This window comes from Paraburkholderia sp. J69-1 (assembly GCF_905220255.1).
GTDB lineage: Bacteria > Pseudomonadota > Gammaproteobacteria > Burkholderiales > Burkholderiaceae > Paraburkholderia.
This window is the reverse complement of record NZ_CAJMZG010000060.1, coordinates 1-2,232: the sequence shown is the minus strand read 5'-3', so window position 1 is coordinate 2,232 and position 2,232 is coordinate 1. Positions and strand designations below refer to the sequence as shown.

The 2,232-nt window shown below is 65.9% G+C and carries 3 protein-coding genes; all 3 read right to left on the bottom strand.

From position 1 onward, the window contains the following. Positions 1 to 127: 127 nt before the first annotated feature. Complete coding sequence (locus tag U5A67_RS40325) at positions 128 to 1,126, bottom strand: ABC transporter ATP-binding protein (RefSeq protein ID WP_321959830.1); 999 nt, start codon at positions 1,124 to 1,126, stop codon at positions 128 to 130. 2 nt (positions 1,127 to 1,128) lie between these two features. Continuing rightward, positions 1,129 to 2,046: an ABC transporter permease subunit gene (locus U5A67_RS40320; RefSeq protein WP_205987898.1), complete on the bottom strand. Its 918-nt coding sequence runs from the start codon at positions 2,044 to 2,046 to the stop codon at positions 1,129 to 1,131. A gap of 54 nt (positions 2,047 to 2,100) precedes the next feature. After that, the coding region (locus U5A67_RS40315; protein WP_321818819.1) for an ABC transporter permease subunit at positions 2,101 to 2,232 on the bottom strand (132 nt) is incomplete at its 5' end.

Here is a 2,232-nt window from a genome sequence, read left to right as displayed (position 1 = left end):
AGCGCCTTCACGGTGCCCGTGCCGAACATGCCGCGCCTGACCGTGTAGTGCTTCTTCAGATCGTGCGCAACGAGCACTTTTTCTTCATCGTGCCGGCCCGGTTGAGCCGCGGATTGCTGGACTGCGTTCATCGCGCGCCTCCGTTCAGGGTTTCGGTCGCCACGTTCAGCGGCTTGATGCAGCGCACGAGCGCACAGCCGCTCGGGTCCGCCACCGCGTCGAGCGTCGGGCGCTTGCGGTTGCAGTCGTCCACCACGTATTTGCAGCGCGGCGCGAACAGGCAGCCGGTCGGACGATCGTCGCGGCCCGGCACCATGCCCGGCAGCGCGGCCAGACGCGCCGCGCCCTGGTTGTGCTCGGGAATCGCCGCGAGCAGCGCTTCCGTGTACGGATGATGCGCACGCGCAAAGATATCCGGCACGCGGTTGGTTTCGATGATCTCGCCCGCGTACATCACCGCCACGCGCTGCGCGACCTCGGAGACCACGGCCAGATCGTGCGAGATCAGCACGAGCGCCATGCCGCGCTCTTTCTGCAGGCGCACGAGCAGTTCCATGATCTGCGCCTGGATCGTCACGTCGAGCGCCGTGGTGGGTTCGTCGGCGATCAGCAGTTTGGGGTTGCAGGCCACTGCCATCGCGATCATCACGCGCTGGTTCATGCCGCCCGACATCTGGTGCGGATAGTTGTCGATGCGGTTTTTCGCGTCGGGAATGCCCACCTGGTCGAGCAGTTCCAGTGCGCGCTTATGCAACGCCGCGCCGCGCAGCCCTTCGTGCAGCTTCAGCACTTCCTTGATCTGGTAGCCGACCGTATAACTCGGGTTCAGGCTCGTGAGCGCGTCCTGGAACACCATCGCGATGTCCTTGCCGACGATGCGGCGGCGCTCCTTGCCCGTGGCGTTGAGCAGATCGCGGCCATCGAAGGTGACCGCATCGGCGGTGACCTTGCCGGGCGCGTCGATCAGGCCCATCAGCGCCATCATCGTCACGCTCTTGCCCGAGCCCGATTCGCCGACGATGCCCAGCACTTCGCCCGGCGCGACCGACAGGTTCACGCGGTCCACGGCGGCCAGGCCGTTGAAGTTCACCGACAGATTGCGGATGGAGAGAAGTTCTTGAGTCATGTTCAGGCCATCCGCTTCAGCTTGGGATCGAGTGCGTCGCGCAGCCCGTCGCCGAGCAGGTTGATCGCGAGCACCGAAATCAGGATCGACAGCCCCGGCATCGTGACGATCCACCAGGCGCTGTCGATATAGTCGCGCGCCGAGGCGAGCATCGCGCCCCACTCGGCCGCCGGCGGTTGCACGCCAAGACCGAGGAAGCCGAGCGCGGCTGCGTCCAGAATCGCCGAGCTGAAACCCAGCGTCGCCTGCACGATCAGCGGCGCCGTGCAGTTGGGCAGCACCTGCGAGAACATCAGCCGCAGCGTGCCCGCCCCAGCCACACGCGAGGCCGTCACGTATTCCTTGTGCAGTTCGCCCAGCGCCGAGCCGCGCGTCAGACGCACATAACCCGGCAGCGCGACGATCGCGATCGCGAACATCGTATTCGTCAGACCCGGGCCGATGATCGCCACCACGGCCACGGCCAGCAGCAGCGAGGGCAGCGCGAGCAGCACGTCCATCAGACGCATGATCGGCGTATCGGCCCATTTCTCGAAGAACGCGGCGACGAGCCCGAGCACGACGCCCGGAATCAGCGCGAGCACCACCGAGACGCAGCCGATCCACAGCGACAGGCGCGCGCCAAACATCAGACGCGAGAGGATGTCGCGGCCCGCTTCGTCGGTGCCGAGGATGAACTTCCAGTTGCCGCCGTCGAGCCACGCGGGCGGAATTTTCACGTAATCGCGGTACTGCTCGATGGGGCTGTGCGGCGCGAGCACCGGCGCGAAGACCGCGACGATCACCAGCAGCAGCACGATCAGGCCGGCGCCCACGGCGCCGCGGTTGCGCGAGAAGTTCGCCCAGAATTCGCGCAGCACGAGCGCACGGCCCGAAGGCGGCGTCACGGCGCGGGGCGCGGTGTTCTGAATGTCAGCCATCACGCCTCCTTTCGGTTGTCGTTGAGTTGTGGGGTTTGCATCGTCATGGCGTGATTACCTCGTATGTCGAATGCGCGGATTGAGCACGCCGTACAGCAGATCGACGAACAGGTTCACGAGGATCACGAGCGTCGCGATCATCAGAATGCCGCCCTGCACCACCGGATAATCGCGCCGGCTGATCGC